3 protein-coding genes are annotated in these 2,192 nt (G+C 70.3%); 1 reads left to right on the top strand and 2 read right to left on the bottom strand.

What is annotated here, in order from left to right; all coding sequences use genetic code 11:
* Positions 1-270 (bottom strand): hypothetical protein (locus tag AVW11_RS37280; protein WP_143568945.1); only part of this gene is annotated, 270 nt, incomplete at its 3' end.
* On the opposite strand from AVW11_RS37280, the gene AVW11_RS35400 reads away from it, so the two are divergent.
* Positions 260-652 (top strand): SsgA family sporulation/cell division regulator, encoded by a 393-nt coding sequence (locus AVW11_RS35400; RefSeq protein ID WP_076047075.1) that lies wholly within the window; start codon positions 260-262, stop codon positions 650-652. The two genes, AVW11_RS37280 and AVW11_RS35400, sit on opposite strands and share 11 nt — an antisense overlap.
* Before the next feature lie 68 nt (positions 653-720).
* On the opposite strand, the gene AVW11_RS35395 is transcribed toward AVW11_RS35400, so the two are convergent.
* The coding region (locus AVW11_RS35395; RefSeq protein ID WP_076047074.1) for an MMPL family transporter at positions 721-2,192 on the bottom strand (1,472 nt) is incomplete at its 5' end.

Here is a 2,192-nt window from a genome sequence, read left to right as displayed (position 1 = left end):
GCCGCGGAGGCTGACGGCGACCGCCGCGGCCGCCGCCACTCCGGCGGCCACCGAGACGGGTGCGTTGATGAATCCGTCGGGCACATGCATGGAGTGGACTCCGCTTTCTTTCACGGCCTTTAACCGTTCAAGAATAGTGCCCAGTTGCAAACCATTGGCAAGAGCGGGTGCATCACAAATAGCCGCGCGCGTTTTCGTGGGAATGTGCGAGGCTGGATGGCAAACGGACGGATATGTTCCGATTCGAGGAGTCTGGTCGATGTCAGCCACCGCCGAGAATCTCCCAGCGACCGCGACCGCGGCCCCCGTCGAAGAGCGGGTCCGCGCCCGTGTGATCACGGACGACCCCCTCTACCGGGCGATCCCCGTCGCTCTGCGCTTCACCCCCGCCGAGCCGCTGGCCGTACGGATCGTCTTCCCCGCCGACCTCTCCCCCGAGGGCACCGACAACGAGTGGGTCTTCCCCCGGGCCCTGCTGGAGGCTGGCCTCCAGGCGCCGACGGGGACCGGGGACGTACGCATCTGGCCCTGCGGCCGCGTCCAGGCGGTCGTCGAGTTCCACTCCCCCGAGGGCGTCGCGGTGGTCCAGTTCGACATCGCCGCGCTGCGCCGCTTCCTCCGGCGCACATACGCCGCCACCGCCACCCGTTAGGCGCAACGGGCCCGGCCCCGTACCCCCGGTGACGGGGGTACGGGGCCGGGCTGCTCGCAGCGCGTCGGTCAGGCGTTGACCAGCTCGCGGTCCTTGTCCGGACCCTCGCCCTCCGCGGACTCGGTGGCGAGGTGCCTGCGCAGGCTCTCGCCCTCCACGTCCACGTTCGGCAGCACCCGGTCCAGCCACGTGGGCAGCCACCAGGCCTTGTGCCCGAGCAGGGCGAGCACCGCCGGGACGATGGCCATGCGGACCACGAAGGCGTCGAAGAAGACGGCGACGGCCAGGCCGAAGCCGATCATCTTGACCATCTGGTCGCTGGCCCCCATGAAGCCGGCGAAGACGGCGATCATGATGACCGCGGCGGCCACGACGACCCGGGCGCTGTACTGGAAGCCGGTCACGACCGCCTGCCCCGGACGCTCGCCGTGGACGTACGCCTCCCGCATGCGGGTGACGAGGAAGACCTCGTAGTCCATGGCCAGGCCGAAGACCACGCCGACCATGAAGATCGGCATCATCGACATGATCGGACCGGTCTGCTCCACGCCGAAGACCGAGCCGAGCCAGCCCCACTGGAAGACCGCGACGACCGCGCCGAGGGCCGCGACGACCGACAGCAGGAAGCCGAGGGCCGCCTTGAGCGGGACCAGGATCGAACGGAAGACGAGCATCAGCAGCAGGAAGGCGAGGCCGACGACGAGCGCCAGGTAGGGCAGCAGCGCGTCGTTCATCTTCTGCGAGAAGTCGATGTTCATCGCGGTGGCGCCGGTGACGAGGACGTCGTCGCCGCTGCCGTCGCGGATCTCGCGGACCAGTTCCTCGGTGTGCGTGGAGGACGGGCGGTCCTTCGGGATCACGGTGATCACCGAGGCGTCCCCGGCCTCGTTGGGGGTCGGCGGCATGACCGCGGCGACGCCCTCCAGGCCCTTGATCCGGTCGACGGTGGAGTCCGCGAGGGCCTTGTCCCCGTCGACGACCACCATCAGCGGACCGTTGAAGCCCGGGCCGAAGCCCTCGGACAGCAGGTCGTACGCCTGGCGCTGGGTGGTGGAGACCGGCTGGGCGCCGTCGTCCGGCAGGCCCATCTCCAGCTTGCCCGCCGGGACGGCGATGACGCCGAGGCCGATCACACCGGCCAGCAGCACCATGACGGGGCGGCGCAGGACGAAGCGGGCCCAGCGGGTGCCGCCGTTGGCCTTCTTCTCGGAAGCGGGCCTGCCCTTGCCGAACAGCTTGCTCTTCTCGCCGGCCGGCAGGACCTTCTTGCCCGCGAAGCCGAGGATGGCCGGGACCAGGGTCAGTGCGACGAGCACGGCGATGACCACGGTGCCCGCGGCGGCGACGCCCATCTTCGTCAGCATCGGGATGTTGACGACGGCCAGGCCCACGAGGGCGATGACCACGGTCAGACCGGCGAAGACGACGGCGGATCCGGCGGTTCCGGTGGCCCGGCCCGCTGCCTCGTCGCGGTCGCGGCCCTCGGCGAGCTCCGCGCGGTAGCGGGAGACGATGAAGAGGGCGTAGTCGATGCCGACCG

It is taken from the genome of Streptomyces amritsarensis, from assembly GCF_001953875.1.
Taxonomy (GTDB): domain Bacteria; phylum Actinomycetota; class Actinomycetes; order Streptomycetales; family Streptomycetaceae; genus Streptomyces; species Streptomyces amritsarensis.
The sequence above is the reverse complement of the archived record's forward strand: the minus strand, read 5'-3'. Positions and strand labels throughout refer to the sequence as shown.